At 40.1% G+C, this 19800-nt stretch carries 17 protein-coding genes; 1 reads left to right on the forward strand and 16 read right to left on the reverse strand.

Features of this window, described 5'->3' with window-relative positions; translation table 11 throughout:
• Nucleotides 1-61 precede the first annotated feature (61 nt).
• The 15 genes from secF to rplM form a co-directional block, all read right to left on the reverse strand.
• Nucleotides 62-1000 carry a protein translocase subunit SecF gene (gene secF / locus ND855_RS09675; RefSeq protein WP_265358169.1) on the reverse strand — a complete coding sequence of 313 codons (939 nt, stop codon included), beginning with the start codon at nucleotides 998-1000 and terminating at the stop codon, nucleotides 62-64.
• Complete coding sequence (secD, locus tag ND855_RS09680; protein ID WP_265358170.1) at nucleotides 993-2927, reverse strand: protein translocase subunit SecD; 1935 nt, start codon at nucleotides 2925-2927, stop codon at nucleotides 993-995. Before secD ends, secF begins: the two co-directional genes overlap by 8 nt.
• A 22-nt stretch (nucleotides 2928-2949) precedes the next feature.
• Complete coding sequence (locus ND855_RS09685; RefSeq protein WP_265358171.1) at nucleotides 2950-3579, reverse strand: SRP-less Sec system protein; 630 nt, start codon at nucleotides 3577-3579, stop codon at nucleotides 2950-2952.
• A gap of 1 nt (nucleotide 3580) precedes the next feature.
• A complete protein-coding gene (gene yajC / locus ND855_RS09690; RefSeq protein ID WP_265358172.1) occupies nucleotides 3581-3904 on the reverse strand; it encodes a preprotein translocase subunit YajC in 324 nt (107 codons plus the stop codon).
• A 26-nt stretch (nucleotides 3905-3930) separates the two neighbouring features.
• On the reverse strand, nucleotides 3931-4959 hold the full coding sequence (gene trpD, locus ND855_RS09695) for an anthranilate phosphoribosyltransferase (RefSeq protein WP_265358173.1): 1029 nt from the start codon (nucleotides 4957-4959) through the stop codon (nucleotides 3931-3933).
• The gene (pgsA, locus tag ND855_RS09700; protein WP_265358174.1) at nucleotides 4940-5686 is read right to left on the reverse strand and encodes a CDP-diacylglycerol--glycerol-3-phosphate 3-phosphatidyltransferase; all 747 of its coding nucleotides are present in this window, start codon (nucleotides 5684-5686) and stop codon (nucleotides 4940-4942) included. The genes trpD and pgsA overlap by 20 nt, the downstream gene beginning before the upstream one ends.
• A complete protein-coding gene (locus ND855_RS09705) occupies nucleotides 5686-7032 on the reverse strand; it encodes a MiaB/RimO family radical SAM methylthiotransferase (RefSeq protein WP_265358175.1) in 1347 nt (448 codons plus the stop codon). Before ND855_RS09705 ends, pgsA begins: the two co-directional genes overlap by 1 nt.
• Nucleotides 7032-8132, reverse strand: a complete 1101-nt coding sequence (locus ND855_RS09710) for a helix-turn-helix domain-containing protein (protein WP_265358176.1) — start codon at nucleotides 8130-8132, stop codon at nucleotides 7032-7034. Before ND855_RS09710 ends, ND855_RS09705 begins: the two co-directional genes overlap by 1 nt.
• Before the next feature lie 18 nt (nucleotides 8133-8150).
• Complete coding sequence (locus ND855_RS09715) at nucleotides 8151-8852, reverse strand: LolA family protein (protein WP_265358177.1); 702 nt, start codon at nucleotides 8850-8852, stop codon at nucleotides 8151-8153.
• 40 nt (nucleotides 8853-8892) lie between these two features.
• Complete coding sequence (locus tag ND855_RS09720) at nucleotides 8893-11967, reverse strand: DNA translocase FtsK (RefSeq protein ID WP_265358178.1); 3075 nt, start codon at nucleotides 11965-11967, stop codon at nucleotides 8893-8895.
• A 77-nt stretch (nucleotides 11968-12044) separates the two neighbouring features.
• Nucleotides 12045-12542: a YajQ family cyclic di-GMP-binding protein gene (locus ND855_RS09725; RefSeq protein ID WP_100716691.1), complete on the reverse strand. Its 498-nt coding sequence runs from the start codon at nucleotides 12540-12542 to the stop codon at nucleotides 12045-12047.
• A 36-nt stretch (nucleotides 12543-12578) separates the two neighbouring features.
• Nucleotides 12579-15338, reverse strand: coding sequence for an alanine--tRNA ligase (alaS, locus tag ND855_RS09730; protein ID WP_265358179.1), 2760 nt, complete (start codon nucleotides 15336-15338; stop codon nucleotides 12579-12581).
• 49 nt (nucleotides 15339-15387) lie between these two features.
• The gene (locus ND855_RS09735; RefSeq protein ID WP_265358180.1) at nucleotides 15388-16605 is read right to left on the reverse strand and encodes an MFS transporter; all 1218 of its coding nucleotides are present in this window, start codon (nucleotides 16603-16605) and stop codon (nucleotides 15388-15390) included.
• Nucleotides 16606-16686: 81 nt separating this feature from the next.
• Nucleotides 16687-17082, reverse strand: a complete 396-nt coding sequence (gene rpsI, locus ND855_RS09740) for a 30S ribosomal protein S9 (protein WP_100716688.1) — start codon at nucleotides 17080-17082, stop codon at nucleotides 16687-16689.
• Between the two features lies 1 nt (nucleotide 17083).
• Nucleotides 17084-17536 carry a 50S ribosomal protein L13 gene (gene rplM / locus ND855_RS09745; protein WP_015675928.1) on the reverse strand — a complete coding sequence of 151 codons (453 nt, stop codon included), beginning with the start codon at nucleotides 17534-17536 and terminating at the stop codon, nucleotides 17084-17086.
• Nucleotides 17537-17614: 78 nt separating this feature from the next.
• Here rplM and thiL point away from each other — a divergent pair, with 78 nt between their 5' ends.
• Nucleotides 17615-18523 (forward strand): thiamine-phosphate kinase, encoded by a 909-nt coding sequence (gene thiL, locus ND855_RS09750; RefSeq protein ID WP_265358181.1) that lies wholly within the window; start codon nucleotides 17615-17617, stop codon nucleotides 18521-18523.
• Here the strand turns inward: thiL and ND855_RS09755 are convergent.
• On the reverse strand, nucleotides 18502-19767 hold the full coding sequence (locus tag ND855_RS09755; protein ID WP_265358182.1) for an ATP-binding response regulator: 1266 nt from the start codon (nucleotides 19765-19767) through the stop codon (nucleotides 18502-18504). The two genes, thiL and ND855_RS09755, sit on opposite strands and share 22 nt — an antisense overlap.
• Nucleotides 19768-19800 lie beyond the last annotated feature (33 nt).

Below are 19800 nucleotides of genomic sequence, written 5' to 3' on the forward strand. Positions count from 1 at the left end.
CCCGAGTAAGGAATGTAGAGAATAAAGTTCCTTCTTTTTCCCTACATCCATTTAGTTTAAGTTAAGCGAACTTTTTCTTCCTGAGTTGGTCATAAATCTCAGAAATGGGAGCTGCAATGTAAATGGAAGAATAAGTTCCAACGATTACACCAAATAGTAATACAAAGGCAAAGTCATACAATTCTGCTGCTCCGCCTACAATGATAGCCACAACGGAGATCATTGTTGTAAACGATGTATTGATAGTTCTACCAAGAGTTTGTGCAATCGATACATTGATGATATTGGAAAGAGCTAAATTATCTTTTCCATGTGCATTTTCTCGAATCCTGTCAAACACCACAATTTTATCATTGATAGAATATCCAAGTAGCGTAAGCAGTGCTGCAATGATCGGTACACTTGGTTTGATTTGTAAAAATCCGATGAGAGCAAGTGTCATCAAAATATCATGAACAAGAGCAATAGCTGATGCAAGGGCAAACTTAAACTGCGATCGAATGCTCAAATACAATAGGATGATGGCAAGTGTAGTTAAAAGTAAGGTGATTCCAACCTCTGTTAATTCTCCACCAACAACTGCACCTACTTGGTCTGCAGATAAAACTTTTTCTTTAGGAAGGTTAAACTCAAAACGTAAAAGTTGAACAAACCTGTCAATCGCCGACGTAGAAGATTCTCTTTTGTCCTCAGGGATTTCTTTATAGAGAGCTTCAATTGTAGGGAGGGAGCCGAGACCAATATCCAATTGGTAAATATTCTTTTCCTTTTCCAGTAAAATCACAACAGCTTCAATTTGTTTGGATTGGAAATATGTTTCGATATCAGTTCTTGTTTTGTCTTTTGGGAGTTCAACAACCGTACGAAGTCCCCCATTAAAATCGAGAGAGTGAGCAAACCCACCGTATTTCGAAAATGTCACAACAAAACCAAATACAATTGCTAAGAAAGAAAGACTAAGAGTGAAGTATTTATACTTCGTGAAATTGATATTACGCATGTTTACCCTCTTTTTTTCCAAAGAAAAAAGGCCTTAAGTTCAAATGATGGATTCCCATTCGGTTCACAGAAAGTTCCATAAACAAACGAGATAAAAATAAGGATGTGAAAAGTGTTGTCACGATACCCCAACAAAGTGTGATCGCAAAACCTTTGATAGGTCCATTTCCAAGGCGGATCATTAAAATCCCTGCAATTAAAGTTGTGACGTTTGCATCCATAATGGTCCAGAAGGCATTTTCAAAACCCCTCGTAACAGCAATGGACAATGCCCTTCCTTCTTCGATTTCTTCTCGTATCCTTTCATAGATAATTACGTTTGCATCGACTGCCATACCAGCTGTTAAGATGATCCCCGCAATCCCTGGAAGGGTAAGCGTAAAATCCATAAGTGTTAAAAGAGCCGCAAGGATGATGATATTCACAAGTAAGGAAAGATCAGCAATAAAACCACCTAAGCGGTAATAGAAGATCATATAAACCATCACTAAGAAAAATCCAATCGCAACAGCCTTTACACCCACTTCAATGGATTCAATCCCAAGGGTTGGTCCAATAAAACGCATTTCCAAAACGGAAAGTGGAATCGGTAATGCCCCTTCTGAAATTACGTTTGCCAAACGAATGGCTTCTTGTTCAGAAAAACTTCCAGAAATTTCGGCACGACCACCAGCAATTGGATCATTGATCACAGGATTGGAGATCACTTTATCACCCCAAACAATTGCTAGGTTACGGCCTCGGTTTTCAGAAGTTAGGTCAAAAAATTTCTCAGCACCATTTGGTGTTAGGGTGAAACTTACCATCCATCCATAGGAATTGGAATTATAAGATGGTTGTGCATTGGTCATATCATTGCCAGAGAGGGCAATTTTACGTTCCAAAACTACAAAACTTCTAGGGAGTAACGTTGACTTAGCAGAATTCCCACGAGCCCACATCGCATACACTTTGTAATCTTTTGGAATATTGTATTTTCTTTCTAGTTCAGCCAAAAACTCATCTTGGGCTTTTTTCCCTGCTTTGTTTTTTACAAGTTCTTGGAATAAATAAATATCAGTTTTTTCTCTTTGTCCAAGATCCATCATTCGTCTCTCGTTTTCAGCAATTTGAGATTTGAATGTAAATGGATTTGGTTCTTCTAAGCGGTATTCAACAGTTTCCGTGTTTTGTAAAATTTCTAAAATCGCAGCGGAGTTAGAAACACCAGGAAGGGAAACTTCGATCGCATCTTGTTCTTTTTGGATCCTAACTTGTGGTTCTGTTAGGTTTTGAGTTGTGAGACGATTATCAATGATCATCTTTGCTTTTTCTAACTCAACGATCTTACGCATCGGAGATAAATCAAAACTAGATTCAATTTCAGAAAGTCGATTTTTAGCTTTTTCTTTCTCTTCAGGTTTTGCCGCTTGGTTGTTCAATGTAAGATTTAATTCCGTAATTTCTTTTGCATACAAATCACGTAATTTTGAAGTATAATCCTCAAAATCCCCTTTTAAAACAACTCTCATCCCACCTTGTAAGTCGAGACCAAGTTTGATGGATAAAGATTTTCCGCCACGGATCATATTTTCAATCCATGTAGGTTCCAATTTGTTTTTGGATTCATTCACAAGACTTTGGTTCTCTTGGGAAATTTGGTTAATTTTAGCAGAAGTGATAAAACGTCCCTGTATTGTATAAAAAGGATTTTCTTTAGGAGGGAGTGTTCCTTTTGGTTCGATGGTCCAACCAGAACTTTTTCCATAATCTTTTTCCCAACGATCAAAAAGCCCACTAACAAGCGTCTTTTGATCTGCTTCAGGAAGTGAATACACATCCTCTCTCACAACCACTTTTAAAGTACGGTCGGCAAAGTTTGGGTATAAAATGGTAAAGGATACCACTAATATGAAAAACGGTAGAAGTAAGAGTCGATACGATTGCAAGTTGGTTTGCTCCTAAAAAAATTTATCTTCTATATGAACGGCTGCTAGAGCTTGGACGTGCGGATCTAAGTCTATAAAAAGCAAATAGAATGATGATTCCAAGGATCATCATTGCTTTTTTGTATTTTGCAAAAAAATCGGAAAAGTTAAAGAATGATTTTCCTGAATCTTTGTTTCCATTTGATTCAGATGCAACATTCGTAACTTCAGTATTTGCTAATTTTAAGTCAGAAGCAAAACCTGGAAGTCCAGACGGTTCTACAGAGACTTGTGGATCTAACCAATTTGCGTTGGTTACAACTTCTTCCTCTTCGGTCACCAATGGTTGTTTTTCCACTGGATTCAAAGTTTTTTCCACAACCACTGGATTACCATTTTGGTTCGCCACCAAATTATTATTTTGTGGAACGGTTTCTGTAGCCAGTTGGTTTTGTTTTGATTTCTTTTTGGATTTTTTCTTCTTCCCTGTTGTGGTTCCAGTCTGAGTTACAACGTTTGTTTGTTTTTTGGTTGTTGTTTGGACTGAATCTTCCTTGGGTTTAGTGGTAGTTTTAGGTTTATCATTCACCTTATCCAAAAAATCCAAACCCTCTTGTGATAAGAGGGATGTTGTAAAAACTAGAAGCAGTATTAGGGAGAAGAATGATTTCATCTTATGCTTTTTTCTTGAGGATAGCGCTAGTATCAAATGTTACATTTGTATTCGCTGCCACATTCAAAACAACTGTTTCATTATTGTCTTTGAACTCTACGATTTTACCGTGAAGGCCACTACTTGTCACAACAGTATCTCCTTTTTGGAGGTTCGTGATCATTTCTTTTCTTTTTTTCTCTTCCTTTTTGTTAGGGAGGATCACAAGAAAGTACATTGCCACGAGCATGATCGGAATGATGATGAGCGACTGAAGAGAAGACTTAGCTCCTTCTTCTTGGGCAAGGATTAGGAATTGGGATGTGAGAAAATCTAAATTGAGCATAGCTATTTATCCAATGTTTACAGGCCTTATGTTAAATTCAATGTTTCACGAGTGAATCGGAGAACTTTTTTCGATAATAATGCATCTCTCGCAATTTGGTAACCAGATGGAATGTCTTTTGTTTCACCGAGTAAAAATAAAGACACTCCGGCGTTCAGCGCCACCATTGCCGTTCCACCTGTTGGCCGAGACGGGTCAAGGACAGCACGAAAGAGTGACTCTGCCCCTTCTTTGGAAGAAGAGAACACTGTATTTCGATCCAATTCGCTGGCCTCCAAATGGAGCTCCTTCGGATCAAAACTGAGTTCTTTAGTGGTCTTTCCATCAAAATAGGCATAATCCGTTGGTTCAAATATGGAAAATTCATCGAGACCATCCCTGGAATGGCAAACGAGAGCGCCTTTTGCCCCTAATTTTGCCAAAATTTCCACCATCGGCAAACACAAAGAACGTTCATACACTCCCACAATTTGGTGTGAAGGGGAAAAGGGATTGGATAGAGGTCCAATCAAATTAAAAAATGTGCGAAAACCCAGTGCCGTCCTAACGGGACCTGCATATTTCATGGCCGGATGCCAGGAAGGTGCAAACAAAAATACAAACCCTGTGCGCACGAACTCTGCTTCACAGGTTTCGTGGGTTTGTTCAAGAGGATACCCAAGTTTGGAAAGGATATCAGAACTTCCGGATAGGGAAGATACAGACCGGTTCCCATGTTTAGCCACTTTGTGACCAAGACTTGCTAAAGTGAGTGCTGATAGAGTGGAAACATTGAGTGTTCCCTTTCCATCCCCACCAGTCCCACAAGTGTCTAAAAAATCAAAACCAAACTTGGTATTCGGTTTGATGGCATGATTTCGCATGGCCCGAACAAATCCGTACAATTCGTCCGTTGTTTCCCCTTTCATTTTCATGGCAGTGAGAAAGGATGCAAGGACAGGTTCTGACACTTTGCCATCCATCACTTCATTTAAAAAGTATTCTGCATGGGTATCCACCAAATGGTGCCCAGACACCACTTGGCCGAGGATTTCCTTACTTGTGAGAGCGGTCATAAAATATCCTTTTGAGATTAGAAAAGGTTAATAATTGGTAATTGGTAATGATGTACCGTAGTCCTGAAATCACAGTGATAAACGTGGTGAATAACATTCCAAAGTAAGGAACAAACGAAGCAATGGAATCAAATATATCTTTCCAACTGATATTATCAGAGGTATTTACCATCGTATAAAACTCATTAGCATGTTGGGATGCCACTTCAAATGTAGAATACCCAGCAAGTTTTCCCATTGCATAGGTTTCATTGATCATAGCGCGGCGTTTTCCAGAGATGAGCATAAACACCACGAGGATGATAAGAATCGCTCCCATTTGGAATGCTGTTTTCACTTTTCCCATCATGGTGGTACGAAGGCTATTTCCCGAACGAACCGCAATGTAACGAAGGAAGGTGATGAGCATATCTCGCCCAACTATTAGGACTACCATCCAAACTTCGATGGGTTCATGGATGAATAAAAAAGTAACAAAACAGCCAATGACTAAAAATTTATCAGCGAGCGGATCTAGGAATTTTCCAAATTCGGTTTGTTGGTTCCATTTTCTAGCAAGATACCCATCGACTAAATCGGTGAGTGATGCGAGTGCAAACAGTACAAAGGCAAAAATTTGGTATTCCCATTCCTTTTGGAATAAGGCAAAGATAAAAAATGGCAATGCCAGTACACGGAGTACGGTTAGTAAATTTGGGATATTGGCAATGGTTTTCCAATCTTCCACTAAACCACCCAAGTCCCTGACATATCGAGTTCATAAAAAGAATCCACTCGTACCTTGCCGAACTGCCCTACTTTTAAATTGGAAGCATCCACATACACCACTTCATCAATTTCAGGTGCATCTTGGAGACGACGTACGATTGCACCTTCGTCTAACACTTCATCTACGACACATGGGTAAATTTTTCCAATTCGGTTTTGGTGGATGGTCTTTAATGTACCAAGGTAGGCTTCCCTCACAAGGTTCACACGGCGTGCAATTTCTTTGTCTTTGAGTTGCCCATCCATGGTAGCCCCTTTGGTTCCGTCTTGGGGAGAATAAGGAAAAAGATTTACCTTTTCTGGTTTTACATCTTCCACAAAACGAATGATCTCTTCCACGTCTTCCATGGTTTCCCCAGGAAACCCTAATATAAACGAAGTACGAATTTCTAAATCAGGGCGGATGTCCCTTGCTTTTTGGAATAAGGATTTAAAGAATTCGTAATCACCTGTGCGGTTCATTGATTTTAAAACGGATTTGGAAACATGTTGTAATGGGCTTTCCAAATACGGGGCAATTTTAGGAATTTCTCTGTACAAATCGAGTAACTTTTCTGTTTTTTTATCAGGATATAGATAGAGGAGTCTTAAAATCTCAAGTCCCTCTACCGCTGCCACAGACCGAACCAAATCCATGAGTTTGTCTGTGTCCTTTCCATAAAAAACTGTGTCTTGGGAAACAAGACAGATCTCTTTGGAACCTGCTTTGACTGCTAGTTTTGTTTGATCGAGGACATCTGTGATTTCTGTGTCTCTATACTTCCCACGTAAATTAGGAATGATACAGAAATGGCAACCTCGGTTACATCCGTCAGAAATTTTTACATAGGAATAAGGTTTCGAATAATTTTCGATGCCTTTCGAAGTTTTGAGTCTTTCGAGAAGGTCTTCATTAAATTCAGTTAAATCTTTAAAATCAAGAGGGAAATGGGAACGTAAAATTTCACCTGCTTTGTCATACTTGCCTGTTCCGAAATGGAGGTCCACTTCCGGAAGGTCAGCGGAAATTTCTTTTCCCGCCCGTTCAGCAAAACAGCCTACAACAACTAACTTCTGTTTGTTCTTTTTCTTAATATCGATGGAATCAAGGATGGTTTGAATGGTTTCCTTCGTGGCATCTTGGATAAATGTACATGTATTTACCAAATGAAAATCACTGGCTTCTGGGTCTGCTGCAGGGAGGAGTCCTTCTTTGAGTAAGGACTGGTGCATCGCCATGGAGTCGACAGTGTTTTTCGGACAACCAAGAGTCGTAATAAAAAACGACTTTGGTGTCTCATCGGTTTTGTCTTTGGTCTTTGGCATTATTCGCCTAACTCTCCAATGATGGATTGAGTGGAGTCATACGGATTTGCTTTGCGGATAAAGATTTTTTTCACAAGTTTTCCTGGTTTTCCAAGCACAACTCGTTCTTTTCCATTTTGTACCATCTCCACTGCACCACCATCTCCTACTTTGATCTCAAGTCTGTCACGAGCTTCTAAGTGTTTGACTTCACCCGCAGAAACAAGACCACGTTCACCCATTTGACCATCCAATACAAATTCAACATAACTTGGTTTGGAGAAAAACAAAGTTACTTGGATCGGAACATCTCCGACAGGAGATTTTACAGCGACCCCTTCTCGTTCTTCTTTTAAAGTCACAAGGACTTTTGCTGATTTTTCAGTGACTGCTTGTGTCACCACGCGGATGTCACGGCGAAGGGAAGAGAGCTCTTCAATTTTATAAGAAAGAATGGTTTCTTCCCCTTCGGCTGTTTGGAAAAAATAAACATTCTTTTCAGGAAAAATATTAAATCCTAGGTTTGCTTTTCCATTGGAAACACCTTTGATGAACATCTTACACTGTTGGTTGTTCACACTAAAACTCACACCACGATCTTCTGTGAGGATAAAAGGAACACTTGCATTTTCAGGAACACTTTGGCTGACAAAGTTAATGCCAGAAGGAATATCAGAACTATTTGTAGGTTCAACACTTTGGCTTACTTCTGTGTTGTCCTCATCCATCGAAACAGAACCAGAGTCTTCAAAACTGATGTAGATGATATAAGCCGAGATTACAAACAAAAAGAGAGAAACAAGGCTTATGATTTTATTACGATCTAAACTAAAGGGAGTGGTTGTAGGACGTGTGAGTTCTTCGAGTGGTGCTTGTGATTCTTCAATCTGTTCCCCGCGGTATAAATTGAGTAACATTGCTGTATCAAGTTTTAAGTAACTAGCATAGTTCTTTAAAAAACCAAGAGCAAACGTTTCTGCTGGGAACTGAGAATAATCTTCTGTTTCTAATGCGATGATGTATTTTGCCGCAATATTTGTTTCTTTTGCGACATCTTTCACAGAAAGTTTTTTGTCTTCTCTTGCTTCTCTTAGGATCTGACCAACTCGTTTTGTATTCAAAATGAACTCCTCTTAGGTTTAGTTCTCAGAGACAAGTGGGTTGTTGACAATCTTCGCGTTCCCGCTCATATGAAAATTGAAAACACCATCTTGGATTTCTTCCGAAAAATTAATGTTAGAAAATGAAATCGTCGTTACTTTGCCTCGACCATCTGTCGCGACTGCTTTTTTGATGAGGTACGATTCAGAATCCACAAATAGTTTCATCTTTTCGAACCCACCAATTTTTTCCCTTTGGTCTAAATCGAGAACAAAGTATTTGGTTGCATCACCCATAGAACGAGGTTGTTCGATGGTATCAAATTTATAATGGTACTTACGAAAGAGGCGGTTAAGACCATCAGGACTATTTGTCGTAAAGATGGGACCTGAGGAATTTTTACGATCGAGTGTAAGATCTTGTTTTCCCACAGCACCTAACCGTTTGATAAAGATATGGAGTGTTTTTCCATCGGAAACAATTTCGTCTCCTTCTGGTTCAGCAAAATTATAACGAATTTTTCCAGGGCGTTTGTAAAAACATTTCCCGCGCATTTGTTTTTCTTTTTTGTTGTCTTCCGTTTTGATGAGAAAATCAGCGGAATACGAATTGATTTCGCTGAAGTTTTTTTTGATCTTTTTGACAACTTCGGAAGGTGAATGCCAATTGTGAGCCGGACTTGTTTGGGCCTCCAAAGAAACTCCCAAAACAAGTAACAAAAATCCGATCCATACTTTCATAGATTCCCAGTTTTTCAGACAAACTTCTCTTGTCGATGATTTACGCTGAACGTAAGATTTCCCGAGGTTTTGCCCCGACTTGCGGAGAAACATAACCCCTCATTTCCATGAGTTCCATAAGCCTTGCCGCTTTGTTGTAACCAATCCTCATCCTACGTTGCAAATAACTGGCACTGGCTTTTTTTTCTGTCACAACAATGTTCCATGCTTCTTCGAATAATTCCTCGTCCTCGTCAGAGGCCATTTCAATATTCGTTTCATCGTCCCAGTTCATTTCCACGTAGGCAGGTGCCCCTTGTTTTTTGGCCTCTTCCACAATGGAATCAATTTCTTTCTCTTCAATGTAGGGAGCTTGGATCCGCATGAGGTCACTCGAGGTAGGGGAACGGTACAAAAAGTCCCCTTTTCCGAGGAGAGTTTCCGCTCCACTTGTATCGAGGATGGTGCGTGAATCTGTTTTTTGTGCGACTTGGAAAGCAACCCTTGCTGGGCAGTTCGCTTTGATGACTCCAGTGATCACATCTACGGATGGTCTTTGGGTCGCCATCACCAAATGGATTCCCACCGCTCTTGCTTTTTGGGAAATTCGTTGGATTTGTTCTTCCAAATCCTTTCCTGACACCATCATGAGGTCCGCAAGCTCATCAATGAAAATCACAATGTAAGGGAGTTTTTGGAACCCTTTGGCGTGAGCATATTCCTCTACCTTCTCATTAAAACTTTTGAAGTCCCTACTTTTCAATTGGGAGATCATTTGGTAACGACTCTCCATTTCTTGGATCGCCCAGGAAAGTGCCTTCGTAGCTTTTTTTGGATCAGTGATCACAGGCATAAGAAGGTGTGGGATTCCTTCGTAAAGTGTCATCTCCACCATCTTTGGATCGATCATAATGAATCGCACTTCTTCTGGGGAACGAGTGCAGATAAGGCTCGTGATCATCGCATTGATACTCACCGACTTTCCAGAACCTGTGGTTCCTGCGACAAGTAAGTGTGGGAGTTTTGCGATATCAATCATCACAAGTTTTCCCGAAATATCTTTTCCAATACAAATGGATAAGTCTTTGGCTTTTTGTTGGAGGATGGTATCTTTTAAAATCTCTGATAAAAACACGTCTTCACGGATTCGGTTCGGAACCTCAATTCCAATGGACGCCTTACCCGGGATAGGTGCTACAATCCGAATGTTTTTCACTTCGAGGTAAGCCCTAATCTCATCAGACAAAGACACAATTCGATTCAGTTTGATTCCGTTCGGAATTGTGATTTCGTAACGAGTGATGATGGGACCTCGTTCTTTGGTAATGACCTTGGATTCAATTCCAAAGTGGCCTGTTGACTCTTCGATTTTTTTAGCGATGAGGTCAAGTTCCGAATCATTTTTTAAGATATTGGCGACAGGGACTTGGTGTGAGGCAAGTAGTCTTGGAGAAATATAATATTTTCCTTTTTTCAATTTTGGTTTTGGCACCATGGAACCAAACATCAGTTCTTGTTCGGTTTTGGTTTCCTTTGGTGGTTGTTTTTTCTTACCAAAATTTCCCGCACTTAAATTCGAGCGAACGAGTGGTGAAGACTCTTCCACGGCCAAAGTTTCCAAGGTCTCCTCTTCCAATTCTCCATCTTCCGAATCAGAAATGGAAACAACAACATCCTCAGTTTCATCCCAATCTTCTGTTTCTAAACCAGTTTCTTCAACAAGGGAAAGTCGAACGGACTCAGGAATTGGGATGGTGAGAGTGTTTGTTTCGTTTTCTAGGGAAGATCGTTCTTCGCCTTCCTCTTCATATGAGTCTGACTCGTCCCAGTTCTCACTACCTTCAATCGATTCATGAGTCTCGTCTTCATCCCAATTGGCATCATCCGTGTTTTCATCAAAATCAGAAAATCCAAACCCGACATTTCGAGTTTCGTTTTTTCCAAATCGACTGGTATTCGCTTGAGCCAACTGGTCCCCGAATCCATGTCTCATTGGTTCTAATTTGGGAAGTTCTAAACCTTCGAGTGAAACTTCTTTGTCCAATTTTGGTTTCCATTTTGCTTCCGGGAACTGAAAGAGAATTTTGGATTCACGAATGTCATCTACATTTTGGGTATTTGAAATGCCATCATCCTCACCTTCGCTAAATTCCCGTTTATCGACTACTTGCAATTTTGGTTGTGATTTCAGATTCCGATTGGATTCGGTTTGTTGTTTTGTCTTTTCTTTTTGGAAACGAAAGACAGTTCCTGACGCATCAAAAAATCCTTCAAACTGTTTGGCATTTTGGAAGACCACAGTCTGTGATTTTGGTTTTTCTTTTCCTTGGTGTTTTTGCAAATTTTGGAATGAGTTTTTTTCCTCATCCATATACCGAAAGGAAGAAGGAAATCCATTTTGGTATCGAGATTCACTTCCTGCATCATTTGCCACTACATTCCAAAAATGACTAGCGAGGTCATCTTTTGATTCCTCTTCGGTTTGGACCTGAAACCAATCCCTTTGTCTCACTTCATTTACGGGGCCACGGCGTGTTGAAACCACCGATTCCATAAAGGATGGAAGTTTAAAATGTGGCAATTCTCGTCTGCCACCCATTAGGTGGTAAAGTTTTTCAGAAACGGAATGGATGGTAGAAAAGGTATAGGACCAAGCCCCGTCTTCTAACCAAATCACAGCAAAGTACAAATAAAGAAAAAAGACAACAAGCACTCTACCTGTTTCCCCAAAGAGATAGGAAAAGATCCAAGAAAAAAATTGTCCGAGGATACCACCGCTGTCACCCACATGTCCCATGGGAGTTTCGAGAAGGTTCAAACTCACCGTTGTGGCAATGAGGAAAATGGGAAAAAATAAAGCCTTACTTAGGGCATCAAAGTCTGGGTTACGTAACGAAAGGACACCTAAGAGTAATACGAACCCAGCGAGTAAAAAGGAAGTTTTTCCGAGTAAATAAAAAAGGGTTAGGGCAATGTAATGCCCAAGCCTTCCAAACCAATTAAAGAGTGATCCATCCTCTCCTTCTTGGAAGGAAAAAAGAGATAACAGTAAAAATACTCCAGAAAATACAAATAAATACGGGAGGAAATCCTTTCTAGGCAAAGTCCATCCCCATACGGATTTTTTAGGGTCCATACGGGAAATATCGGAAGGTTTCGAGACATAGACAGAAAAAATTTGGAAGCCAGAAGTGCTTTCTTTTCTGTCAGGTTTTACCCTTTGAAGTTCGTAAAATTGGCATCAAAATTGAAATTTGCATTGCGGATGGCTGCCATCACCTCTTGCAAATCGTCCTTCTTTTTACCAACCACACGCACCGAATCCCCTTGGATGGTCGCTTGGACTTTTAATTTTTGGTCTTTGATGAGGGTTGTGATTTGTTTTGTTTGTTCTTTGTCCAAACCATTTTGGATTTTCACCTTCATCCGGACCGTTTGCCCTGTGGCAGGTTCCACTTTGGAATCAAAATCAAAGGCTTTTAGACTGATGCCTCGTTTCGCCATTTTAGTGGTGAGGACATCGATTACCTGTTTCAATTTGATTTCGTTTTCCGAAGTCAAAACCAGTTGGTCGTCTGTGATTTTGATTTCGGAATTCGATCCTTTAAAATCAAAACGAGTTTGAATCTCGGTCATCGCTTGCGAAACAGCATTTTGTAATTCGGGGCGATCGAGTTTTGATACAATGTCAAAGGAAGGGTCTTGAGCCATTTTGATTCTCCTATTCTTTTTCCTACAAACTGAAATTTACGATAATTTTGTTTTTGCAAGGGAAAGGGCAAACTCTAGGGACTTGGCAACAGACTCTGGTTTTTTACCACCACCTTGTGCCATATCAGGTCGTCCCCCACCTTTTCCATCTAACATCACTAAGGTTTCTTTTAACATTTCACCACAGTGGATGCCTTTGTCATTGAGAACCTTATTACACATAAACACGAGAGTACTTGACTCCCCTTCTGTGGTTCCAAACAAACAAAGGATCTCTGGTTCTTTTGCTTTGAGTGAGTCTGCCAAATCTTTAAGAGCTTTTGCATCCACGGAAGGAAATACTTCTGCTACCACTTTGCCTTTGGCAAACTTGTGGGCCTTTTCTAAGAGACCATCCACAAGTTCTGGGTTCATTTGGAACTTTTGTTGTTCTAATTTCTTTTTGGCCTTAAAGAGCGAAGAGGATTTTTCTTCGAGTTCCGTTTCTAATGTTTCTCTGAGTTTACGAAGACTTGCCACAGCAGTTTTCCCATCTTTTAGAAAGATAGATTGTAAACCTTCTGGGGATGGAACTTCTGTTGCAATTCCAAACTCTTTCAAATCACCAAATGCCTCTTTGGCGGATAGGTTATGTGTTTCGATTTTGGATGCCAAGGTTTGGAACTGTTGTAAAAAATAAGACACAACTGATTCCCCGCAAATCGCCTCAATCCGTCGATTTCCCGCACCAGGGCTACCTTCTTTTACGATCGCAAAAAATCCAATTTCTTTGGTGTTCGTAACATGGGTTCCCCCACAGAATTCTTTGGATTTTTCACCCATAGAAACAACACGCACAAGGTTTCCATACTTTTCATCAAACATGGAAAGTGCCCCTGATTCTTTGGCTTGGTGTAAGTCCAATACTTCTGTTTTGACAGGGATATTGGCACTCACGGCTTCGTTTACATCCGATTCAATCTGAATGATCTCTTCCGGAGATAAAGCTTTGGGATGGGAAAAATCAAATCTTAGGTAATCTGCCGATACAACGGAACCTTTTTGGGTTACATGGTTCCCGAGGATTCTTCGGAGTGCCCCGTTTAACAAATGTGTGCCGGAATGGTGGTTGGCAAGGTTTTGCCTTCGTTCGACTTCAATTTCGGTATCGACTCCATCACCAACAGAAATATTTCCTTTTAAGACCATTCCCATATGAAGGAAGGTATCATTCTCTTTTTGAGTGTCTTGGACTTGGAATTGGAAACCTTCTTTTTTGATGTAACCAGTATCACCAATCTGTCCACCACCTTCCGCGTAAAAAGGAGTTTTATCGAGAACGATGACAACCTCTTCTCCTTGTTTGGCGGAACTGACTGACTTCCCATCCACAAAAAGATACAAAACCTTTCCTTTTGTTTTGGATTCCGTATAGCCTAAAAATTCTGTTTTTAATTCGGGAGAAGCGGAAAGTCCAGTGAGGTATTGGATTTTTTTCCCTTTCCAACTCGCACGCGATAAATCGCGGTCTTTTTCGAGTTCTCCTTCAAAACCTTTGTCATCAAAACTAAACCCACGGTCTTCCACAAGTTCCTTTGTCATCTCACGAGGGAAACCATATGTGGAATACAATCGAAAACCTTCTTTTCCGGTGACAAGCGTTTGTTTGTTTGCCGTTAGATGTGAAAGTAAAGATTCTAATTCTTCGAGTCCCACTTCTAACGTGTGAAGGAAAAGTTCTTCTTCTTTTTTTAAGATGGATTCAATATCTTTTGCTTTGTCTTTTAGTTCTGGGTAACGAGCTACATACAAATCTTTTAGAGTGCCAACAAGTTTGTATAAAAAAGGTTCATGGATTCCAATTTTTCTCGCAAAAAGTGAGGCACGTCTTATGAGACGACGGATCACATACCCACGTCCTGTGCGGTCAGGGAAAATTCCATCTCCGAGAGAAAAAAAGACAGAACGCGAATGGTCAGTAATCACACGAAATGATTGTTTGGTGGATTCATTATATTGAAAACCAGATAGTGATTCAATTTTTTGGATGATGGTTTTTAATTCATCCGTGTCATAAACTGAGTCCACTTCTTGTAATAACATGGCCACACGTTCGAGTCCTGAACCTGTATCAATGCCAGTTTGTTTGAGAGGGAGAAGTTCTCCCGAAACCGTTTGGTTAAACTGGTTAAATACTAAATTCCAATATTCTAAATAACGGTCACAGTCACAACCTGGTTTACAATTAGGGTTGTTTCCACAGCTAGGACCACCTTTCTCGGGCCCTCTGTCCAAATACAATTCGGAACAAGGGCCACAAGCTCCACTGTCTCCAGCAGGTCCCCAAAAATTATCTTTTTTGCCAAGGCGTACAATTCGTTCTTCTGGAATCCCAGCATCCATCCAGATTTTTTTGGCTTCATCATCATCAAGGTAAATGGTCACCCAAATTTTCTCTTTGGGAATTTCTAAATGGTTTAGTGAAAAGTCTAACGCGTATTCGATGGCTTCTTTTTTAAAATAATCGCCGAAGGAAAAATTTCCTAACATCTCAAAAAAAGTACAATGCCGTTCCGTTTTCCCAACAACTTCCAAATCAGTGGTGCGGACACATTTTTGAATGGAAGCAGCTCTAGTGTATGGGAGTTCCACTGCCCCAGTGAAAAGAGGTTTGAACTGTACCATACCTGCGGTTGTGAATAAAAGTGTAGGATCCCCTTTGGGAATGAGACTCGAGGAAGGCACAATGGTGTGTCCTTTCTCTTGGAAATAGTTCGTGTACAACCTTGCGATTTCTTGGACGGTTTTCGACTTCATACACTTACACGGAAATCGGATTTGCCTCCTAGGGCAAGGAATTTAGAACTTAACTTTGCCTTAAATCTTTGTAACGAAGGAAAGAAAAAAGCGAGATCACAAGAAACCCAAGTCCAAGTCCTGTAAATGTCCAAAGGCTTCCCACTGTATCATTTAAAAAGGCAGCAAAAAATCCAGAAACGGCAGGTGTGAATTGGAAACAAACTGTGTAGAGAGATAAGATCCTACCACGAAGCCTGTCCTCCGCGCGTTTTTGTAATATGGCAGGCATCAGGCTCGACAGCACTCCACCCGAAACCCCAAAACAAAAAAGAAAGATGGAAGTGGCCTTTGGCTCATAAAAAGGTACAAAACCTAAAAAGAAAAAAGAAGACAAACCGAAGACAATCAGTAATACCAATCCCTTTCGTTCCAAATGGTGGTAGAGGATGGTAAAAATCCCTCCTAAAAATAATCCAGGACCTAGAAACATTAACACAGACCCCCGTGCTAATTCCCCAAGTCCCAATTCTAGTTTTACATATTGGGGAAGGACCACTTGGATGGGACCTAATGCTAACATACTAAATATCGCAATCCACATCACCTGTCTCGAAACAGGGTCTGAATGCAAAAATCCTAAGACGGCTCGCAAATTTTCAACCAATGAGGGAATTTCTGTATTGGGGATCGATATCTCAGGTTTACCTTGAGAGGACTGGGATTTTTTTTCCTTCTCGTTTAACTGTAATAAGGAGAAGGCAAACATCGATATTGCATGTAAAAAAGCTAAAACCAAAAATAGTTTTGAGTACGATTCAAATTCCCGAATCCAACCCACTACAAGTGGACTCATCCCAAAGGAAAAAATCAGAAGTAAATTCCCAGCGATTGTGTGGAAAACAAGTCTGTGTGATTCCATCACTTCGCGTAACAACGCCATCCTACCTGGCAAAACTGTTGTCATTCCAATTCCATTGAGAAAAGCCAAAGGCAATAACATAAGTGGATAAGTTTCAAAAATTTGGGTCAATCCACCTAACAATAATGCTGCAAAACATAGAAAAAACTGAAATCCAACGACTACCCACTTCTTGGAATAATGATCGAGCAGGTATCCCGTATACAAAAAGAAAAGTGGAAAGGGTAAAAACAAAAAGAAAAAAACAATCCCTGAATACCCTTTTACAACCGTTAACGTCTGTGTAAAAATCACAATCGAATACAAAAAACAACTGCTGGCAAAGGTTCCAAAAGCGAAGGCAAGGTAAAATATGATATGGTTCATGGGGGGATTTATTGTCCTAAGCGAAAAAAAAAGCCTCCCAAAGGAGGCTTCTCTATCGGAAAAAAAAGAGGAATTTTCCGATTAACGTTTTGAGAACTGAGTTCCTCGACGTGCTTTGTGGAGACCGTATTTTTTACGCTCTACCATACGGCTATCTCGAGTGAGGAAACCTTCTTTTTTCAAAGTAGGTTTGAGTGATTCATTGAAAGCAACAAGAGCACGAGCCACTGCGTGACGAATCGCTCCTACTTGTCCAATCACTCCACCACCAGTAACATTGAGTGCGATATCATATTTATCACGAGCATCTAAAACTAAAAGAGGCTCAAGTGCACGGCGAACTAAGTGTTCTCCGTTTTTGATGTAATCTTTTACATCTTTATGGTTAACTGTGATTTTTCCTGTTCCAGAAGCGATTTTTGCTCGTGCAACAGATGTTTTGCGTCGGCCAACTGCCCAAACTGCTTTTTGCGCCATATTATTTCAACTCCAGTTTTAGGGGCTTTTGTGCTCCTAGGTTGTGGTCATTGCCTGCGAACACTCGGCAATTTTTTAACATTTGGTCACCTAATTTTGATTTAGGTAACATTCCTTTCACTGCTTCCATGATCACTCTTTCTGGGTTCTCTTGGATGAGTTTGTGGAAAGCGATCGCAGTCATACCACCTGGGTAACGGGAGTGGTGGTAGTAAATTTTTTGTTCTCTTTTGCGACCTGTTACAGCCACTTTAGAAGCATTAACGATGATGATGTTATCCCCACAATCTTGGTTCGGTGTGAATGTAGATTTGTGTTTTCCGCGAAGTCGGGAAGCGACTTGACTTGCCAATCTTCCGAGAGTCTTATCAGTTGCGTCCACAACAAACCACTGTTTTTGTACGGCTTCTTTTGCGATAGAAGGGGTCTTGTGGGCTTTAGACAATAGTTCCATAAGTACGAGATTTTCCTCTTTTATGTCAGGATTTTCGGTTTTCACAGTGGGTCAAACAAATTTATTGGAAACGAAGCTTTGAAAGAATCAGAAATCATCCGTACTCTTTTTGGAACAACTCCTCCTCCAGAGGACGATTGTTATTTTTTGGCACCAAACCGCCTCGTCACAACGGATTCCCTTTCCGAAGGAACCCACTTCCTCCATGAATGGTCAAACCCCGAAATCCTAGCAGGAAAACTGGTGGAAGTGAATGTCTCCGACATCACAGCATCGGGTGGTGTTCCTAAAGAGTGTTTTTTAAACCTGGGCCTATCCCCTACCTCTCGAAAACAAGATTGGGTCAGGAGGTTTGCCAAAGCTCTGAGGGTTTCCCTCCACCAATATGGAATGAAACTCGCTGGTGGCGATACCTTTTCCTCACCCACAACCCAATTGGCACTGACAGTAGTAGGTACGGTCAAAAAACCTTGGCTTCGATCGGGTGGAAAACCAGGCGATTACCTCTATGTCACCGGGGATTTAGGCCAAAGCCTACTTGGGTATCATTCTTTAAAAAAGAATTGGAAGGGGAAAGATTTTAAACTGGCCATTGAAAAACACCTTTTACCAAAATCAAAGCAGATCCTACAAAAACCACTCTCAAAGTTTCGAATCCATGCCTGTATGGACATCACAGATGGACTCATCCAAGATGCAGAAAGGTTAGCACTTGCCTCCAAAGGGAAACTCACAATCCAAGTGGAATCTGTCCCCTTACACCCGTTTGCTGTAGAAAAACTAGGAGTGGATTTTTGCCTTGGTTCCGGGGAAGAGTTGGAACTTTTGTTTTTATCACCAGACATCCTACCAAACCAAATCAAATCCATTCCGATAACGATGATCGGTAGGTTTGAAAGAGGAAAACCAGGAACAAAATTTTTAAAAGAAAGTAAAACCTATCTACCCAAAACAAAAGGTTTTCTTCACTTCAAAGAGGAAGATTGAGGGAGTGTGATTTTGAATTCAACCTTAGGTTCCACCTTATCTCCTAAATGATCAAATATATTTGAAACAAGGACGGAACCACCAAACTTTTGTATGGTTTCTTTCACTAACGAAAGTCCAATTCCAAAATCGAGGGTTTCATACCGTTCATAAAGGTTCTTGGTTAATCGAAAAAATGGCTCAAACACGAGGTCCAAATATTCATTTGGAATCCCTTCTCCAATTTTTAAGTCACTTCCTACCGAATTGATAACGGAAAAAGATACGGAATCTGATTTCAATTGGAGTAATACAAAAATAGAAGACGAGTCTAGAGAAAACTTCATAGCATTGATCAGAAGTTCCCTTACAGATTTATGAAAGTATTCGCGATTCCAACGAATGTATATCGAATTCATTTGAATAGAACTTACATCTGTTATTTGGATGGAATGGTGTTTGATTTTTGTTTGTGATTCTATTTCTTTTAAAGTGGTGACTATTTCTTGCCATAATTCGGATAACGGAACTACTTCCTCTTTTACGCGATCAAAAATGATATTTTCAATTTCAGAAAATGTATTTAAAACTTTTTTCGAATAATTTGCGTTGTCTTCTAAGATGGATAAAACTTCTTTTTCTAAGATATAATCTCCATTTTCTGTTTGTTTCATCCCTTTTATGATATCAATGATTTGCACTAAGATTCCAAACCCAGCCCCTTGAGATAAACTAGCTCGCAAAACATGGAATAAATTTTTATGTAACTCCTGGGCATTAAATTCGCCCTTCTTTAATGAACGATTTTTGAAACTATACCAATCCAAAAGTTTCTCAAGAGAAATGATTTTTTCTTTTTCTAAAATGGAGGTTTTATAATCCAATGAACGTTTGGATAAGTGGTATTCCACTTTTTTCAACAATTCCTTTGGGTAAACAGGTTTGATCAAATAATCCTGCACATTTTCTTTCATCACTTCGATGATGGCAATTGAATCAGATTCGGAAGTGATCACAAGAATGGGGATCTGGGAATTTTTTTTTCGTATTTCCCTTACCAGTTCCGCACCTGTTCCATCTGGTAGTTTTAAGTCAGTTAGGATAAGATCAATCGATTCAATCCCTTCTTTTTGTAAGAGGTGTAAGACTGGTTTGATTCCAGAAAACACAACAAAATTAGCATCAATGGAACGCAGAGCACCTTGGTATAACAGTGCTGTGGTCGGGTCGTCTTCAACGATTAAAATTTTATTTTCGGTGATCATTCCATAACTCCCAAATCATTTGACGAGAGTTAT

The organism is Leptospira paudalimensis (assembly GCF_026151345.1).
Taxonomy (GTDB): Bacteria; Spirochaetota; Leptospiria; order Leptospirales; family Leptospiraceae; genus Leptospira_A; species Leptospira_A paudalimensis.

Excerpts from the sequence above, each read along its gene's own strand:
- secF (WP_265358169.1), bottom strand. The coding sequence starts at position 1,000 with ATGCGTAATATCAATTTCACGAAGTATAAATACTTCACTCTTAGTCTT.
- ND855_RS09685 (WP_265358171.1), bottom strand. The coding sequence starts at position 3,579 with ATGAAATCATTCTTCTCCCTAATACTGCTTCTAGTTTTTACAACATCC.
- yajC (WP_265358172.1), bottom strand. The coding sequence starts at position 3,904 with ATGCTCAATTTAGATTTTCTCACATCCCAATTCCTAATCCTTGCCCAA.
- trpD (WP_265358173.1), bottom strand. The coding sequence starts at position 4,959 with ATGACCGCTCTCACAAGTAAGGAAATCCTCGGCCAAGTGGTGTCTGGG.
- ND855_RS09705 (WP_265358175.1), bottom strand. The coding sequence starts at position 7,032 with ATGCCAAAGACCAAAGACAAAACCGATGAGACACCAAAGTCGTTTTTT.
- ND855_RS09715 (WP_265358177.1), bottom strand. The coding sequence starts at position 8,852 with ATGAAAGTATGGATCGGATTTTTGTTACTTGTTTTGGGAGTTTCTTTG.
- ND855_RS09720 (WP_265358178.1), bottom strand. The coding sequence starts at position 11,967 with ATGGACCCTAAAAAATCCGTATGGGGATGGACTTTGCCTAGAAAGGAT.
- ND855_RS09725 (WP_100716691.1), bottom strand. The coding sequence starts at position 12,542 with ATGGCTCAAGACCCTTCCTTTGACATTGTATCAAAACTCGATCGCCCC.
- alaS (WP_265358179.1), bottom strand. The coding sequence starts at position 15,338 with ATGAAGTCGAAAACCGTCCAAGAAATCGCAAGGTTGTACACGAACTAT.
- ND855_RS09735 (WP_265358180.1), bottom strand. The coding sequence starts at position 16,605 with ATGAACCATATCATATTTTACCTTGCCTTCGCTTTTGGAACCTTTGCC.
- rpsI (WP_100716688.1), bottom strand. The coding sequence starts at position 17,082 with ATGGCGCAAAAAGCAGTTTGGGCAGTTGGCCGACGCAAAACATCTGTT.
- rplM (WP_015675928.1), bottom strand. The coding sequence starts at position 17,536 with ATGGAACTATTGTCTAAAGCCCACAAGACCCCTTCTATCGCAAAAGAA.
- ND855_RS09755 (WP_265358182.1), bottom strand. The coding sequence starts at position 19,767 with ATGATCACCGAAAATAAAATTTTAATCGTTGAAGACGACCCGACCACA.